General features: G+C 40.7%; 16 protein-coding genes and 1 pseudogene. 14 read left to right on the forward strand and 3 right to left on the reverse strand.

The window, feature by feature from the left end; translation table 11 throughout:
• Nucleotides 1-389: 389 nt before the first annotated feature.
• Nucleotides 390-830, reverse strand: coding sequence for a hypothetical protein (locus tag N482_RS13660; protein WP_063377560.1), 441 nt, complete (start codon nucleotides 828-830; stop codon nucleotides 390-392).
• Between the two features lie 333 nt (nucleotides 831-1,163).
• Here N482_RS13660 and ccoN point away from each other — a divergent pair, with 333 nt between their 5' ends.
• From ccoN to N482_RS24885, 14 genes and pseudogenes are all read left to right on the forward strand, one after another.
• On the forward strand, nucleotides 1,164-2,597 hold the full coding sequence (gene ccoN / locus N482_RS13665) for a cytochrome-c oxidase, cbb3-type subunit I (protein ID WP_063377561.1): 1,434 nt from the start codon (nucleotides 1,164-1,166) through the stop codon (nucleotides 2,595-2,597).
• Nucleotides 2,598-2,609: 12 nt separating this feature from the next.
• On the forward strand, nucleotides 2,610-3,230 hold the full coding sequence (gene ccoO / locus N482_RS13670) for a cytochrome-c oxidase, cbb3-type subunit II (RefSeq protein ID WP_063377562.1): 621 nt from the start codon (nucleotides 2,610-2,612) through the stop codon (nucleotides 3,228-3,230).
• Nucleotides 3,231-3,236: 6 nt separating this feature from the next.
• On the forward strand, nucleotides 3,237-3,422 hold the full coding sequence (locus N482_RS13675) for a cbb3-type cytochrome oxidase subunit 3 (RefSeq protein WP_063377563.1): 186 nt from the start codon (nucleotides 3,237-3,239) through the stop codon (nucleotides 3,420-3,422).
• On the forward strand, nucleotides 3,419-4,384 hold the full coding sequence (ccoP, locus tag N482_RS13680) for a cytochrome-c oxidase, cbb3-type subunit III (RefSeq protein ID WP_063377564.1): 966 nt from the start codon (nucleotides 3,419-3,421) through the stop codon (nucleotides 4,382-4,384). Before N482_RS13675 ends, ccoP begins: the two co-directional genes overlap by 4 nt.
• 132 nt (nucleotides 4,385-4,516) lie before the next feature.
• Nucleotides 4,517-5,008 carry a FixH family protein gene (locus tag N482_RS13685; protein WP_063377565.1) on the forward strand — a complete coding sequence of 164 codons (492 nt, stop codon included), beginning with the start codon at nucleotides 4,517-4,519 and terminating at the stop codon, nucleotides 5,006-5,008.
• A 5-nt stretch (nucleotides 5,009-5,013) separates the two neighbouring features.
• Complete coding sequence (locus tag N482_RS13690; protein ID WP_063377566.1) at nucleotides 5,014-7,386, forward strand: heavy metal translocating P-type ATPase; 2,373 nt, start codon at nucleotides 5,014-5,016, stop codon at nucleotides 7,384-7,386.
• Entirely contained in the window at nucleotides 7,383-7,556 is a 174-nt protein-coding gene (gene ccoS, locus N482_RS13695) for a cbb3-type cytochrome oxidase assembly protein CcoS (RefSeq protein WP_063373912.1), read from the forward strand. The genes N482_RS13690 and ccoS overlap by 4 nt, the downstream gene beginning before the upstream one ends.
• On the forward strand, nucleotides 7,543-8,214 hold the full coding sequence (locus N482_RS13700; RefSeq protein WP_063377567.1) for a sulfite exporter TauE/SafE family protein: 672 nt from the start codon (nucleotides 7,543-7,545) through the stop codon (nucleotides 8,212-8,214). Before ccoS ends, N482_RS13700 begins: the two co-directional genes overlap by 14 nt.
• Before the next feature lie 190 nt (nucleotides 8,215-8,404).
• Complete coding sequence (locus N482_RS13705; protein ID WP_063377568.1) at nucleotides 8,405-9,133, forward strand: FNR family transcription factor; 729 nt, start codon at nucleotides 8,405-8,407, stop codon at nucleotides 9,131-9,133.
• Nucleotides 9,134-9,228: 95 nt separating this feature from the next.
• Nucleotides 9,229-10,149 carry a universal stress protein UspE gene (gene uspE / locus N482_RS13710; RefSeq protein WP_063377569.1) on the forward strand — a complete coding sequence of 307 codons (921 nt, stop codon included), beginning with the start codon at nucleotides 9,229-9,231 and terminating at the stop codon, nucleotides 10,147-10,149.
• A 726-nt stretch (nucleotides 10,150-10,875) separates the two neighbouring features.
• Nucleotides 10,876-11,112: a hypothetical protein gene (locus tag N482_RS13715; RefSeq protein WP_063377570.1), complete on the forward strand. Its 237-nt coding sequence runs from the start codon at nucleotides 10,876-10,878 to the stop codon at nucleotides 11,110-11,112.
• A 120-nt stretch (nucleotides 11,113-11,232) separates the two neighbouring features.
• The gene (locus tag N482_RS24880; RefSeq protein ID WP_155730591.1) at nucleotides 11,233-11,559 is read left to right on the forward strand and encodes a hypothetical protein; all 327 of its coding nucleotides are present in this window, start codon (nucleotides 11,233-11,235) and stop codon (nucleotides 11,557-11,559) included.
• Complete coding sequence (locus N482_RS13725) at nucleotides 11,504-12,163, forward strand: PKD domain-containing protein (protein ID WP_196763533.1); 660 nt, start codon at nucleotides 11,504-11,506, stop codon at nucleotides 12,161-12,163. The genes N482_RS24880 and N482_RS13725 overlap by 56 nt, the downstream gene beginning before the upstream one ends.
• Nucleotides 12,164-12,421: 258 nt before the next feature.
• Nucleotides 12,422-12,571: pseudogene (locus N482_RS24885) on the forward strand (hypothetical protein); the annotation flags it as partial.
• Nucleotides 12,572-12,688: 117 nt separating this feature from the next.
• Here N482_RS24885 and ccoG read toward each other — a convergent pair.
• The gene (ccoG, locus tag N482_RS13730; RefSeq protein WP_063377573.1) at nucleotides 12,689-14,071 is read right to left on the reverse strand and encodes a cytochrome c oxidase accessory protein CcoG; all 1,383 of its coding nucleotides are present in this window, start codon (nucleotides 14,069-14,071) and stop codon (nucleotides 12,689-12,691) included.
• Nucleotides 14,072-14,209: 138 nt separating this feature from the next.
• On the reverse strand, nucleotides 14,210-15,649 hold the full coding sequence (locus N482_RS13735; protein ID WP_063377574.1) for a sigma-54 interaction domain-containing protein: 1,440 nt from the start codon (nucleotides 15,647-15,649) through the stop codon (nucleotides 14,210-14,212).
• Nucleotides 15,650-15,856 lie beyond the last annotated feature (207 nt).

Here is a 15,856-nt window from a genome sequence, read left to right on the forward strand (position 1 = left end):
GCGATGGTTCATATTTTTTGTTGGATATTTTGTACTTAGCTTATACTCGACTAGCCTAATTACTGTATTCAGGCCAAACCGAAATACGACATACCCAACAAACAAAACAAAAATCGCAACAATACAAGCGCTAAGAGTGTAAAAAAACCCAAAATATTAAACCTATGAGACCAGACTTATAAATAAAATGCAACACGCCTAAAAAAATAATCATGAAAATTAAATTTTATTGATATTTGTAGTTTGAAAGGTAATTAAAAAGTTAATTTCATCTAATACGAGGTCTAGGCGATATTTGACATGTAGAGTATTAAACGGGGATGAAATTTTTATTAATAGTGTGTTTAATGAGCTTGGCTAGTAAATTTAGTAGAACGAATGATGAGTGGTTATTGATAAGTATAAACACTTGGAGAGAGCTCTAATTTGTCTTTATTTGAATCATACAACACGAGTTTCCATTCCATTTCAGACAAATTGCATGACCCTACTATTACCTCAGATTGCCATCGTCCATCCCCTTGTTCTACAAACATCAGTGGGATCTTACCCATATACATAGAAATGCCTTCCAAATGGGCATTGCTAATATCAATAGGCCGCCGTGAAGTAAAAAAAACCTTAAATGATGTTTCAGGTTGGGGCTTATCAATTTCAACCCAAAACTCTATGTTGTCGTGAAAAACACAAGGCATTGCCTGCGTGCAATTTTTAGTTTTAACTGAACGTTCACTTTTTTCTGAAACTTCATGTATACTTATATCTCGGTCTGAACAAGCCACTAGAAAAGAAACTAAAAATACCACTGCGAATGTTGAAAAATAGCGCATAATTTAAACTGACATCAGGCTTAGTAAGTAAGCTCAATGTTACGCTTTTCGATTGATTTGAGCCAGTTAAGTTTAGGCAGAGTCTAGATTTGGTGCGGCAAAACTCTGTACATACAGTCTACTCACTGAAAATTTGATTGATGTCATGCTTTAGGGTGTTTTAGGTATCTTTTGTTTTGCAAAAAAATTATTATTTCCTTGCAAAAATAAGGGTTTCTCGGGATTGCTTTGTCACTTTAGCGTACTCAAAGCAAGCCTGTTGAAATATAAAAATAGGGCCTGTTTTACAGGTTATTCATTTCTAATCGCATTAACTGCAGCGGAATCCAGAAAATGAGCCAAACAGTAGCATCACAATCTGAGTACAATTATAAAGTTGTACGCCAATTCGCTATTATGACAGTGATTTGGGGCATCGTTGGCATGGGTGTAGGTGTCTTTATCGCAGCGCAACTCGCTTGGCCTGCTTTAAACTTCGACATTCCATGGTTAACTTACTCTCGACTTCGTCCGTTACATACGAACGCTGTTATTTTCGCATTTGGTACAAGTGCATTATTTGCAACATCGTATTATGTTGTTCAACGCACATGTCAAACGCGTTTATTCTCCGATAAACTAGCTTCTTTTACCTTTTGGGGCTGGCAAGCAATCATAGTTGCAGCAGCAATTACTCTTCCTTTGGGTATAACAAGCTCAAAAGAATATGCTGAACTAGAATGGCCAATTGATATCGCAATTGCTGTCGTTTGGGTAACATATGCCGTGGTTTTCTTTGGCACGCTTATTAAGCGTAAAGTATCGCACATTTACGTTGCCAACTGGTTCTATGCTGGATTTATAATTACGGTGGCTGTTTTACACATTGTAAACAGCATGGCAGTTCCCGTTTCATTAACTAAGTCTTACTCTATCTACGCGGGTGCAGTAGACGCCATGGTTCAATGGTGGTACGGACACAACGCAGTAGGCTTCTTACTTACAGCAGGCTTTTTGGGGATGATGTACTACTTTGTTCCAAAACAAGCGGGCCGCCCAGTATATTCATATCGTTTATCTGTCGTTCACTTCTGGGCACTAGTATCTCTGTATCTTTGGGCAGGTCCTCACCACCTTCATTACACTGCACTGCCTGATTGGACCCAGTCTTTAGGTATGGTTATGTCAATTATCCTCTTTGTACCTTCTTGGGGCGGTATGATTAACGGTATTATGACTCTGTCAGGTGCATGGCATAAACTTCGTACCGATCCTGTGTTAAGGTTCTTGGTTGTTTCTCTATCTTTCTACGGCATGTCAACCTTTGAAGGCCCAATGATGTCAATCAAATCGGTTAACGCCCTATCTCACTACACTGATTGGACTGTTGGTCACGTGCATTCAGGCGCACTTGGCTGGGTTGCTATGATTTCGATTGGCGCAATCTACCACCTAATTCCAGCACTGTTTGGACACTCAAACATGTACAGCGTTAAGTTAGTAAATACGCATTTCTGGCTTCATACTGTGGGCGTTGTTCTGTACATAGTTGCAATGTGGATCTCTGGTGTAATGCAAGGTCTTATGTGGCGAGCGGTTAATTCTGACGGAACATTAATGTATAGCTTTGTACAGTCGCTTGAAGCATCTTACCCATTCTATGTTATGCGCTTCTTAGGTGGTGTGTTCATCGTCGTAGGCATGCTAGTTATGGCTTATAACGTGTTCCGCACTGTTACGGCGAAAAGTGGCTCTTTAGCTACCGATGCAAACACACAAATGGCTTAAGGGGTAACGATTATGAGCAGCAATGGTTCTACTAATAAACATGAAATTGTAGAAAAGAATGTCGGCTTAATGGCTATTTTAACAGTGTTTGCAATCAGCTTTGGTGCACTCGTGGAGATTACACCTCTGATGTTCCAAGAAGACACTACCCAACCTGTTGATGGCTTGCGTCCACTTACAGCGCTAGAGATGGAAGGACGAGATATTTATGTGAGAGAAGGCTGTTATAACTGCCACTCTCAGATGATCCGCCCTTTTAGAGATGAAGTTGAGCGCTATGGCCACTATTCAGTAGCTGGTGAATCTGTTTGGGATCACCCATTTCAATGGGGTTCTAAACGCACAGGGCCTGATTTAGCCCGTGTTGGAGGCCGCTATTCTGATGATTGGCATTATGCACACTTAATCGACCCTCGCTCAGTAGTTCCTGAATCGAATATGCCTGGCTATCCATGGCTCGAAGAGAACATTCTGGATGGTAAATTAACCGCCAAAAAACTTGAAGTCTTCAAAAACTTCGGCGTTCCTTATACCGACGAAGATATTCAAGGTGCAAAAGCAGCTGTTGAGGGCAAAACAGAAATGGAAGCACTCATTGCATACTTGCAACAACTTGGCACGCATTTGAAGTAATAAATTATGGATTATGGCACATACAGAGGCATTTTAACTCTGGTAATTTTAGTACTGTTCATTGTGATTGTTGTGTGGGCTTATAGCAAGCGGACCAAAAGTAGATTTGACGATGCCGCTAAAGCAATTTTCGACGACGAAATTAAACATGGCAACACGATCTCAAAAGAGGAAAAGGAGTCTGAAAAATGACTAGCTTTTGGAGTATTTGGGTCATCGTATTGACCCTTGCATGTCTGGCTCTGATATTTGGCCTGCTTATTTGGAACCTGAAAAACTACACAGGTGTCGAAGAAGGCGAAAGCTGTGGTCACGAGTTTGACGGCATCGAAGAATTAAACAACCCACTACCAAAATGGTGGACCTATATGTTCTTCGCAACCTTTGTTTGGTCAGTTTACTACTTAGCAATGTACCCAGGTTTGGGCAACTTTGCAGGCTTATTAGGCTGGACAAGTTCAAACCAAGGTGTCACTTCGATGGAAGAGTCCAAGCAAGCCGTACTAGATGCACAAGAAAGTGGCATATGGGTGCAGCTTGATAAAGAGTTTGAAGCCGCAGACGAGCGATTTGGACCTATATTCAAAGCTTTTGCTCAGCAAGACGTATTAGCGCTAGCAGAAAATAGCGAAGCACTTGAAATCGGCCAACGTTTATATGCTCAAAACTGTGCACAGTGTCACGGTTCGGATGCACGTGGTGGGTTGGGCTTCCCTAACCTAACGGACAAAGACTGGCTATATGGTGGCAACCCAGACCAAATTAAAGAAACGCTGTTGCACGGTCGTGTTGCCGCAATGCCTGGTTGGGAAGCAGCACTAGGCGAGCAAGGCGTAAAAGAGATGACAGCCTATGTTCTAAGTCTTTCAGGCCGTAAGGTCAATCAAAAAGACGCCGATGCAGGCAAAAGTAAATTTGCAATGTGTGCCGCATGTCACGGCATGGACGGCAAAGGTTCCGTTGCACATAATTTACCATTTGGTGCGCCAGACTTAACTGACAATATATGGCTTTATGGCGGTTCTCAAAGAGCCGTTGAAGAGTCGGTGCGTCACGGTCGCGCAGGTGTGATGCCGGCATGGAAAGACATACTAGGAGAAGATAAGGTTCACTTATTGACTGCATATGTCTACAGCCTTTCACAAGACAAATAATTAGATTATATATAACCTAGTAGGCCTCTGGTATTCAGAGGCTTACTTTTAAAATAAGCAAACACCCAAACTTAAAATATTTATACAACCGTACTTTAAGTACATAACAACATTGTAAAGTAGTGAACAATTATGAATCCAACCCCGTGGTATAAGAATTTTTGGCCTTGGTTTTTAATGTTTTTCCCGCTTGTTACGATTATAGCGTGTGTTATTTTGGTCAGTTTTGCCGTTGGCAATGGACCCGATATGGTAGTTGATGATTATTATAAAAAAGGCAAAGCTATCAACTTAGAATTGAGCAAATTTAATAAAGCAAAAGCGCTTTATCTGCACGGAGATTTACGAGTAGAAAACGACAGAGTAAGTTTCAATTTCACCAAAGGTGATCATAGCAAAGTAAACGCGCTTAAAGTCTCTTTTTACCACCGCACTATTAAAGAATACGATTTTTCCCTTACCCTTTTAGCCAACGCCAGTGGTGCGTTTACTGGGTTGCTTGAAAAACCTCACCAAGGCGCTTTTACTGTCTTTATCGAGCCTATGGATGGAAGTTGGAAAATGAAAGAAAATCTACAACTGCCCACTAAGAGTCTTATTTCAATCACACCGCAGTACAAGTAGGCGATATGGCAAAAAGTTGTTTTCATTGCCTTGAGCCCGTACCGAAAGGCTTTACTGGCGAAATTATTTTTGAAGGTGTTTCTAACCCTGTTTGTTGCACAGGGTGTCAGGCCGTCGCAGACACTATACTCGCGCAAGGCATGAGCGATTATTACAAATTTAGAACCGAAACCAACGGCAAAGTCGAAGAATTAGTTCCCGAAAAACTTAAAGAATTAACGAGTTACGATAACCAAGATATACAGAGAGACTTTGTTGAACAGCAGGGAGACCTTAAAGAGGTTTTATTAAGCGTCGAAGGTATAAGTTGTGCCGCATGCGCTTGGCTAATCGAAAAACAACTCCTTGCAATCTCAGGTGTCAAGCGAGTAGATGTCAATACCTCAACGCATCGCGCCATGATTTTGTGGCAAGACAAAAATGCCAAACTCAGTGAAATCATTGCTGCACTTATGCAGATTGGTTACAAAGCCTACCCTTTCCAAGCTGATGAAGAAGCAAGTCAAAAACAGGCAGCTGCCAAAGCTTATATGAGACGTCTGGGCGTCGCTGGCCTCATGACTATGCAAGTAATGATGTTTGCCTTTGCGATGTACTTTGGCATGTTTTCTGGCATGGATGAAGGATTTGAACAGTATTTTCGATGGATCAGTTTGGTTTTAGCTTCACCGGTTATTCTATACTCTGCTCTACCCTTTTTGAGCAATGCGGTAAAAGGTCTGCAAAGTAAACAACTCAATATGGACCTACCTGTATCTCTGGCTATTTTTGGCGCTTACGGCGCGAGCTGCTATGCCACTGTCATGTCGGTCGGTGAGGTTTACTTTGAATCAATTTGCATGTTTACATTTTTATTGCTGTTGGGTAAGTACCTCGAGTTTAGAGCGCGAATGAAAGCCAGTGAATTTACAGCAAATTTACAAAAACTGCTGCCGCTCACCGCAAGAAAAATATTAGGCAACAAAGAAGAAGTAATTGCAGCGAAAAGCCTGCAATTGAATGACATAATTTTAGTAAAGCCTGGTGAAGCAATTCCAGCAGACGGTCTAGTCGTCGAAGGAAACAGTACCGTCGACGAGTCAATGATGACAGGTGAGCATCTGCCCATCAAAAAGTTTGAGAGCCACCAAGTATATGCTGGCACATTAAATCACGATGGCATTATTACGGTTCGCATCAATAAGGTTGGACAAAACACTTTGCTCAACCAAATCATTAAACTGCAACATAATGCGCTGATGAAAAGGCCAAAAATTGTTGAAGTAACGGATAACGTAGCGCAGTGGTTCGTCGCTTGCCTTTTGGTTTTCGCTTCAATAACTGCGATTGGGTGGTATCACGTAGAACCCGAACATGCATTTTGGGTAACCATTGCTGTGCTTGTTGCAACTTGTCCATGTGCACTTAGTTTGGCTATACCAACGGCACTTACGTGTGCCGTTGCGACCCTCACCAAAAAAGGAATTTTGATTAAAGAAAGCCATGTTCTTGAAACCACACCCAAAGTAACACGTTATGCCTTTGATAAAACAGGCACCTTAACAGAGGGACGTTTTTCAATTGTAAAAACAACAATCCTCTCTCAGAATTATTCTGCTGAGCAAGTTCTCGGATTCGCAAGTGCACTAGAGAGATACTCAGAGCACCCTATCGCAAAAGCATTTACGCAAAAAGACGCGCAAATCATTGAGATTACCTCCCCTACCGTAAAAACAGGCCTTGGTGTCGCTGGTGTAATGAATGGCGAGCAGATTGCAATAGGAAAACCTAATTGGTTTAACAGTCACTCGTCATTTGCGCAAGCAACCCTTTTTATAAACGAACAGCCAATTGCTGACTTTTATCTTCAAGATAAAGTTCGAAATAGCGCTCATAAAGTTGTTGCCTACTTACAAAGTAAAAACCTAACCTGCCATATGCTTACAGGCGACAGCTCAAATGCTGCAAAAGACTTAGCTGACGAGCTTGGGCTCGATTCATTCAAACAAGCGTGTTCACCCAAAGACAAGCAGCTCAGTGTCGAAAAGTGGTCCCGTGACCAAGATATTGTTGCCATGATTGGAGATGGCGTAAACGATAGCCCTGTATTCAATAGCGCTCATTTATCAATTGCTATGGAAACAGGTGCCGATATTTCAAAAAATACAGCCGATGTAGTACTGTTAAATAGTGATTTAAACTCGCTGCGGACATTGCAAACAGTTGCGGTTAAAACAAAGCGAATCATCAAGCAGAATTTGACGATTTCGTTACTCTACAACGGTTCCATTTTACCGTTGGCCGCCTTGGGGATGGTGCCACCTTGGCTTGCAGTAATAGGTATGTCGGCAAGCTCTATTGTAGTAATTTCTAACTCATTGAGGTTATTAAAACTATGAGTATTATCTATGTATTAATTCCCATAGCGATTCTATTTGTCGTCATTGCTATTGGCGTATTCTTTTGGGCAGTAAGAAGTGAGCAATTTTCTGATTTAAACAAGCAGGCTCACAGCATACTGTTTGAAGATGACAAAGAGCAGCACAAAAAGAGTAATGATGGAAATTAACTTGGCTAGCGCATTTTTCATGGGGCTTGCTGGTAGTGGACACTGTTTAGCTATGTGCGGTGGCGTCGCCTCTAGTCTGCAGCTTGCACAAGACAGACAACACCCATTAGTGGTCGCGTTTTTATATAACTTCGGCAGACTTTTGAGCTATGCAACGGCGGGAACTTTAGTAGCTTTACTTGGTACATCTTTTGCGAAACAAAACACAACGTTCGCGCTCGGACTCTCATACTTAAGTGGTATTTTTATGCTGCTGGTCGGTCTGTATATTATGCGCTTTGTGGGGACCTTAAATTGGTTAGAAAAATTAGGTAACTTTGTAGTTTGGCAAAGAATCGTAAAATTAAACAAATATATATTGCCCATCGACACCAAGAAAAAAGCATTAGCATATGGTGCTCTGTGGGGATGGCTACCTTGCGGTTTAGTGTACAGCGCATTAATCTGGAGTTTACAAGCCTCTAGCCCACTTTTGGGTGCGCTTACAATGGTTGCGTTTGCATTGGGAACCTTTCCGGCTCTTATCGTAGCGGGCCAGTCAGCTCAAGTGTTAAACAATTTTCTGAACCACCCTGTTACTCGAATAATTTTAGGAAACTTGTTTGTTTGGTATGGGTTGTATCTAATTATAATAGCTAGTAACAAATTAGTACTTTAATCTGGTTTTATGGTGGTTATTATAAGATAATACCAATCATACAATAGGCGATTGGAAGCAGGAGTTTTTATTCGCCTAAATCGTGGAAGTTTTGTGGTAGAGATCAAAAGTACTCTAGTTTGTCTAGTATTTACCAATAACTTTTTGAATTTAATATTTTTTATGTGCGTCTAAGAGTAATGGATTTATTATGGATTTAAATAATCGCTCCAAAAGTCAGTGTACGATCAGTTGTACAAACTGCAGTATTAGTCAGCTTTGTTTGCCCTATTCTCTAAATGGGAATGAAATGGACAAACTTGATGAAATCATTGAACGTAAAAAGCCTTTGCACAAAGGTGACTTTTTGTTCGAGTCGGGCTCTAAGCTTGAAGCTATTTATGCTGTCAGGTCAGGGTCATTTAAATCTTATACCTTATCAGAACAAGGCGACGAACAAATCACTGGCTTTCACCTTGCTGGGGATCTCGTTGGCTTTGATGCCATAAATAAAATGCAACACCAAAGCTTTGCTCAAGCGCTCGAAACATCAATGGTATGTGAAATTCCGTTTGATACATTAGATGAACTAGCGGGTAAACTTCCTAAGTTACGACAACAAATCATGCGTTTGATGAGTAGCGAAATTAATTATGACCAAGAAATGTTGTTGCTACTTAACAAAAAAACCGCTGAAGAGAGGCTCGCAACTTTCATCTATAACTTGTCCAACCGTTTTGGTGAACGAGGTTTCTCTCGTAAAGAGTTTAGATTTACGATGACTCGCGGTGAAATCGGCAACTATTTAGGACTCACTGTTGAGACAATCAGCCGACTCTTAAGCCGCTTCCAAAAAGCAGGATTAATTAAGGTGGAAGGGAAATTCATAACAATTCTCGAAGCCGATGGATTAGCGAGTGCAGCTAGTATTAGTAGTTGATCTAAACCAATTTTACCATCGAAATAGCTTTATACCTTGGCTATATCGGTTACACTCAAAGTATACTGGTTAGCCAAGCGCCATAGGAGGCTCCGATGGATAAGATTAAACGTATTCTCACTGTCATTGACCCAACTAAAGAGCAGCAAAATAGTCTTGAACGCTCTATCAGTCTAGCTAAAAAAACAAGAGCTCAAATCACGGCATTTTTATCTATATATGACTTTTCATATGAAATGACCACCATGCTTTCTAAAGAAGAAAGAGAAGCCATGCGGTTAGCAGTTATTAAAGATAGAGAAGAGTGGATCAATGAGCTCATTACTGATTATGTAGGCCTTGATATCAAGGCTAAAGTTGTGTGGCATAATCGACCCTACGAAGCAATTATCGAAGAAGTGCTAAATGCTCAGTTTGATATTGTCATTAAATCAACACATCAACACGACACATTGAAATCAGTGATTTTCACACCTACTGACTGGCACTTAATCAGGAAGTGCCCTACTCCAGTTTTACTTGTTAAAGATCAGGCTTGGCCAGAACATGGAGAGATCATCGCCGCCGTCAATGCTGTCAGCGACAATGAACAACATCAAACATTAAATAAGCGAATTATTAAGGACGCTCTGTTTATTTGTGACCTAGCTGATGCATCCTTAAGCTTAGTAAATACCTACCCAGCAACACCGGTTAATATTGCAATAGAAATTCCAGAATTTAACCCTTCTCAATATAGCGAAGCGGTCAAGAAACATCACGAAGATGAAACTTGGTCACTTGCCAATGAGTTCAATATTGCAAAAGAGACATGTATAGTAGAAGAAGGTTTACCCGAAGATGTGATACCAGCAATAGCCCAGAAAAAGTCGGCAGAATTGGTCGTCATTGGCACAGTTGGGCGAACAGGTATTAGCGCTGCTTTAATTGGTAACACCGCTGAGCACGTCATTGATAGCCTTGATTGCGATGTATTAGCACTCAAGCCTGATGGTTATAAAAGCCCGTTAGAATAATAGTCACTGATAAGTCCGGTGCAAATATCGGACTTTTCTTTTCATGAAACTTATTAGTGAATCCAATTAGAGTTTGCTCTAATTGACATGAAAAAGTATAAGGCTTTCTGTTCAGCCTCTACCCTTTCTGACTGATAATTTTAATCCCGCGCCTTAATTTACGTTTGAGCCTTCCTCAAAAAATTAATAACTTTTTTCATTTTCCCCTTTAATACCTAAGTTGATACTACATTGATTTTGTTAATAAAAAAGGAATATCTTAGCTTTATTTCCTAATCCATACGCCCAAATGTGTTGATAAAAATTCAACAAAACCATGTACAAACCTTAAATGCATATTACATATTACATATTACATATTACATATTGCATACAAAAACCTTGTAAACTGTCATTGAAGTGTGATAGGCAAGAGGTATGTCTATGAACCTATGGGACTATCACAACCTCTTTAACAACATGTAAGGCATGTTTGCTTTACCCATACTCGTTAAAGCAAAGTTACAGTGCAACATAAAAACCAATTAAGATAGTTAGTCCTAGCAACGGCTATCACAGTTTCGTTTTCAGCTTCGGCTCAGGAACCTATTTATTCGAAAGGTAATTGAGCTTCAAAAATGAAATTTCAAATCTCGCACAATCATCGACAACTGAACCAACACATACAAGGCATAAACAGATCTTAGATTAGATCAAACAAAACAGTCTTTAGGTGCAAATCTGCAAGTGGAAAATTCGCTTAGCCTTAAAATTGACGGACAGTTTGTACAAATTCAATTACAAGAAGTAACGGTACAAAACATTAAAGCAACCTACATTAACGACCGTTCTGCAGATTGGCACGCCAAGCTGGCAATGATAAAAACAAATCACAGTTACAGCGCAAAAATTTATATCGGTAATACAGGCTACTTATTAACACCATCGGAAAATGGATTTTATAAATTAAGTAAATTTACATAAGACAACGCCCCCTATTGATTCAACATCAGATAGACTAGATCTAGAACATGGTGATTCATCTCACGGTTTAGTGGGACACAGCGGTATCGCCTTTTTTACTCGCAGCAGGGGTTGGCGACGTTGACGCATAACATAGCACTAATGGAAAAAGACACTAACGACAGCTATGCAGCAAGTGGCATTAACGCCTGTGTTGGAGTGTTACATTCCTATCAAACTGGCTATGTATCAACCAGTGATATGTCTGAGGATAATTCCTTACCATTACATGAAAATACCAGTAGTTGGCTGGCAGAACATAATCCTCTGGCCCCAAACGTATTTGGCGTGAAATTAAAGTGTATCCGAGATGAACACCAAGCAGATATCATGGTATTTTTGGCGGACCAAAATGCCAGTTCGCCTTGGGCGAGCGGATGCCGAGATCGCTCTGTTTACAATGAGTAAAAACACCTTTGGTTATGAGCTTGGACACTTTTATGGCGTAAGGCATGACAACGATTCAACGACCACGCCTTGTGCTTTTGGCCATGGGTTTTGTGATGAGTCTAAAACTTGTCGCACACTTATGGCCATTAGTGATTGTGGAGACAGGCTAAATGTTTGGTCTAATAAAAACGCACGTGTACATAATGAACGCGCTACCTTTATGGCTGCTTTGCGAACCTCAGCTCACAACGATCCATCAGCTACGATTACTCAAGCAATCATCACTCTAGGTAACCTAACAGCCAATTTCTCAGGTCAAGCAAATGACAGCGATGGTAATATTGTCTATACACTATGGGTCTTTGGTGACGGTGTATACAATAATAAACCATATGCACAAGGTGACTCTGTTAGACATACCTATTTATTCCCAGGTACTTACATTGTTAGGTATACGGCTACCGATAACCAAGGCTTGATCCATTCAGCCTCACAACAAGTCACCATTACCTCCACATCAAGCCAAAGCTACTGCGGGGCTAAAAGGACAAATGACGTCCATCAATATACACAAAGTGTGTCCGTTAATGGCAAAGCATATCAGTCAGATAGAAGGCAGTAAACCGATCACACAGAACTAGAGCCATTTGCAGTTTACGCCGGTTCGGCTAAAGGACTTGAACTGCAATAGGATACCCGTGGCAGTAAGTTAGGCCCCTTCTCTGCGTATTGGGGCTGTGTATGTTGATTTGAACCAAAACAACAGCTTTGATGATCCAGGCGAACTTATTTATTTTTCAGAGCCTCTATCCAAGTCTTCTCCAGAACCCATACTTGCCGATATCACAATTCCAGATAGTGCACACTAGCGGACACGACTCGAATGCGTGTTATTCAATCAAACACGCTACGTGAAGGAGAATCACAACTTGCAGCATGTGGCGATTTCAAGTTTGGCAAAGCTGAAGATTATAGTATCACCATAATAAAAGAGCAAAACCCCGCTGAGTTTACAACCACCATAAGCTGACATCAAAGCAAAGGGGATTTGACAGCTATCGATTGACTAATTGTACAGGTTATGTCGAAAGAAATTAAAAAAGGGCCTAATGGCCCTTGAGGAATAACCCAGTGCTCTACTAAAACACTAGTTTTTATAAAAATAGCTCTCTTTCGTTATCGAAATGCTGCTATCTTCATTCGCGGAAATCGTAAAAGTAATTGGAATACGTTTGCCTTTCAGGTCATAACCATCAGCCGCTATAGTGACTGGAACCAATAACATCTTACCTGCTTGAATCTCAATGCGCTCTGGCGCGGTTAATTTAGCATTATCTATCCCACTAAAGCTGACTCTATAGTGCATCATTTGCTGAGTTTTGTTAATAACACTCAAAGTGTAAGGGTTTTCAACCAGCCCTTCATAATTCACTCGATAAAGTGCATTTCTGTCTCTTATTACTGACGCTTCAATCGGGGTGCGATTGAACGTCCAAATAGCCATGGTAACGATAATCAAACAAAACAAACCAGCATAACCCACTAACTTAAGTCTAAATGGGCTCGATTTTTTGCCAGCAGTTTGATTTTCGCTGGTATACTTTATTAGTCCTTTGGCGTAACCAAACTTATCCATAGTATTGTCACAAGCATCGATACAAAGCCCACAATTAATACACTCATACTGCAGTCCATTACGGATATCAATCCCTGCAGGGCACACTTCAACACATAAATTACAATCTACGCAGTCGCCAAGTCCTTGTGCTTTATGATCAGATTTGCGTTTACGTCGACCTCTGTTTTCTCCTCTAATCGCGTCATACGCTACGACTAAGGTGTCTTTATCAAACATAACCGATTGAAAGCGTGAGTACGGACAAGCGACAGTGCACATTTTTTCACGTAAGAATCCAGCGTTACCGTACGTGCAAAACGCAAATAAGAATACCCAAAAGCTTACTAACCCCGACCACTCCAATGTGAACATTTCTATATACAACGTTTTAGCAGGCACAAAATAGACCATAAATGAAGTCGCAGTAAAAACAGAAATAACTAACCAAATAACATGCTTCGCAACTTTTTTTGTTGCTTTTTGGATGCTCCAGTCAGACTTATCTAGCTTTATCCTTTGATTGCTAGTTCCCTCTATCTTGTGCTCCACCCAAGTAAACATAAGCATCCAAATCGTTTGAGGGCAGGTGTAACCACACCAAACACGACCTAACCAATTTGTAACAAAGAAAAGGCCGAACGCGCCGGCCATAAAGACCCATGCAAGGATCATAAAGTCATGGGGAAGGAAGGTCTGACCGAAAATTCTAAACTGCTGACTCGCTACGTCTAATAAAACGGCTTGTTGGCCTTTGTAAGGTATCCAAGGGATAGCGACAAACACAAACATAAGGATCCAACCAAGATAACGACGGATTTTTTGGAAAAAGCCTTTTTGCTCACGGATATAAATTGGGCCCTCTTGCTTATAGGGCTTTATAATCATATCTTCTTCTTTGATATCAAACTTCATATTACTTGCTTACAATAGTGAAATACACTCAACACTTTGCAACTTTCAGACCAAACTGAAAGTTTACTAAGCCACTGTTTTATATTAAATTAATAGTTTTTGACGTACAAAGAACTCGTTAAATATCGCGAGCAAGCGTTAAATATCACGGTTTTTGATAATATTGAGCTTTTTCATTTTAGACCGCAGAGTGCTTTCGTTAAGACCTAACTTTTCTGCTGCACCGAACTTTCCTGATATTTTCCAACCACATAATGCTAGAACCTTTGCAATATGACGTTTTTGTACCGCCTCCAAGCTTTGATTCTTATCGTCATCATGCGAATCAATCGCACCTAAATCTAAAGGTTGGGACAAGTGCAGCGTATGACTGTGTGACAAGATGGCTTCACGCTCTAACACATTCTGCAATTCTCGAATATTACCTGGCCAACTGTAAGCTTGCAGCTTTTTCAACGATTGTCTGGCAATGCCTTTAATTTGCTTTCCTAGGCGGACGTTCAATTTGTTTATCATGTTTGCGCAGAGCATTGGCAGGTCTTCCACTCTCTCACGTAATGGTGGAACTTTGATCGGAAAGACATTAAGACGGTAGTACAAATCCATTCTAAATGCGCCATCTTCGACCATTTTCCACAGATCACGGTTCGTTGCCGCGATAACTCGAATGTTCACAGAAATGGTTTTACTGCCACCGACTCTCTCAAACTCTTGCTCTTGCAATACCCTTAGCAGCTTACTTTGTGCTTCTTGTGGAAGTTCCCCAATTTCATCCAAGAACAAAGTACCATTATGAGCTAGCTCAAAACGCCCTTTCCTCTTATCGTGCGCACCAGTGAACGCTCCTTTTTCATGACCAAAAAGCTCAGACTCCAAAAGACTTGGGGAAAAAGCAGCGCAGTTGACGCGTACAAATGGCATCTCAGAGCGTCCGCTTAAAAAGTGTAAATTTCTAGCAACTAGCTCTTTACCTGTACCATTTTCACCGAGGATCAGAACTGTACTATCCGTTTTACTAACCAGCTTTATTTGTTCGAGCATTCTGATAAACACATGACTTTCACCAACCAGCCCAGAGCCCTGCCAATTTTGATTTATTTCCGAGAGTAAATAACTGTTTTCATCTTTGAGTTGTTCTGACAAGCTCTGAACCTGTTTCAACGCAATTCTAAGTGCCTGCTCAGTCTCTACCTGTTGTGATATATCACGAAAAATAGCCACAGCACCGATGATCTGGTCATCTCGAAAAACAGGTGTCGATGTGTACTCAACGGGAAAGCATGTGCCGTCCTTTCGCCAAAACACTTCACCTTTAACATATCGTGTTTCGCCATCAAACATGGTTTTATAAATTTGGCACTCATCTGCGGGGTATTCGCTACCATCTGCATGGCTATGATGATGGTATTGATGAATTTTTTTACCCAGTAACTCCCCCGCTTCCCAACCGGTCATTTTTTCAGCTGCGGGATTAATAAATACAGCATTACCAGATAAGTCGAAACCATAGATCCCTTCCCCTACTGCATTGAGCAGTAATTTAGGATCATTTAAAAAGTGCTTAATAACAGAAGACATGATACCCCCTCGTGACATTTCACGAGTATAGTATCGCAAAGAAAATCTTCGTACTAATTAAGGTAGTCAGCATATGATCTTGATCAAAATATGCCATTTAATGTCAAATGCTGACGGTTTCTTGACATACATGTCTGTAGAGATTCGTTGTTAATACCAATTTCATTAAATATTAAGTCACTTCAATCCATTCTCTTGAACACATTT

Source organism: Pseudoalteromonas luteoviolacea NCIMB 1942 (assembly GCF_001625595.1).
Lineage (GTDB): Bacteria > Pseudomonadota > Gammaproteobacteria > Enterobacterales > Alteromonadaceae > Pseudoalteromonas > Pseudoalteromonas luteoviolacea_A.

What these genes read in the sequence shown, in the direction of transcription:
- N482_RS13660 (WP_063377560.1), bottom strand. Translation starts at nt 830, where the DNA reads ATGCGCTATTTTTCAACATTCGCAGTGGTATTTTTAGTTTCTTTTCTA.
- N482_RS13735 (WP_063377574.1), bottom strand. Translation starts at nt 15,649, where the DNA reads ATGTCTTCTGTTATTAAGCACTTTTTAAATGATCCTAAATTACTGCTC.
- N482_RS13705 (WP_063377568.1), top strand. Translation starts at nt 8,405, where the DNA reads ATGGATTTAAATAATCGCTCCAAAAGTCAGTGTACGATCAGTTGTACA.
- ccoN (WP_063377561.1), top strand. Translation starts at nt 1,164, where the DNA reads ATGAGCCAAACAGTAGCATCACAATCTGAGTACAATTATAAAGTTGTA.
- N482_RS13700 (WP_063377567.1), top strand. Translation starts at nt 7,543, where the DNA reads ATGATGGAAATTAACTTGGCTAGCGCATTTTTCATGGGGCTTGCTGGT.
- uspE (WP_063377569.1), top strand. Translation starts at nt 9,229, where the DNA reads ATGGATAAGATTAAACGTATTCTCACTGTCATTGACCCAACTAAAGAG.
- ccoO (WP_063377562.1), top strand. Translation starts at nt 2,610, where the DNA reads ATGAGCAGCAATGGTTCTACTAATAAACATGAAATTGTAGAAAAGAAT.
- ccoS (WP_063373912.1), top strand. Translation starts at nt 7,383, where the DNA reads ATGAGTATTATCTATGTATTAATTCCCATAGCGATTCTATTTGTCGTC.
- N482_RS13725 (WP_196763533.1), top strand. Translation starts at nt 11,504, where the DNA reads ATGCCAGTTCGCCTTGGGCGAGCGGATGCCGAGATCGCTCTGTTTACA.
- N482_RS13675 (WP_063377563.1), top strand. Translation starts at nt 3,237, where the DNA reads ATGGATTATGGCACATACAGAGGCATTTTAACTCTGGTAATTTTAGTA.
- N482_RS13690 (WP_063377566.1), top strand. Translation starts at nt 5,014, where the DNA reads ATGGCAAAAAGTTGTTTTCATTGCCTTGAGCCCGTACCGAAAGGCTTT.
- N482_RS13685 (WP_063377565.1), top strand. Translation starts at nt 4,517, where the DNA reads ATGAATCCAACCCCGTGGTATAAGAATTTTTGGCCTTGGTTTTTAATG.
- ccoP (WP_063377564.1), top strand. Translation starts at nt 3,419, where the DNA reads ATGACTAGCTTTTGGAGTATTTGGGTCATCGTATTGACCCTTGCATGT.
- ccoG (WP_063377573.1), bottom strand. Translation starts at nt 14,071, where the DNA reads ATGAAGTTTGATATCAAAGAAGAAGATATGATTATAAAGCCCTATAAG.